General features: G+C 56.9%; 1 pseudogene. It reads left to right on the top strand.

The features are described 5' to 3' along the window. Positions 1-218, top strand: a pseudogene (locus B3Z49_RS14955) (hypothetical protein); the annotation flags it as partial.

Genomic DNA, 218 nt, shown 5'->3' with positions numbered 1-218 from the left:
GAACCCTATCGCGATGATCGCAAACGCGCGCCAAGCTATGTGACGGTGACCAACATCATCTCCTGGCAGAACTACTATTACGCCATTGTCTGGCGTCGGGCCGATAACTGGGAAGAGTCGCGCAATTGTCTGGTACGCGCCCCGATTGATGATCCCAAACGATGGGATGTCTGGAACGGCTCAAGCTTCGAGCTGGCCGCAACCCTGACCGATCAGGG

This window comes from Thalassospira sp. UBA1131 (assembly GCF_002311515.1).
Lineage (GTDB): Bacteria > Pseudomonadota > Alphaproteobacteria > Rhodospirillales > Thalassospiraceae > Thalassospira.
The sequence above is the reverse complement of the archived record's forward strand: the minus strand, read 5'-3'. Positions and strand labels throughout refer to the sequence as shown.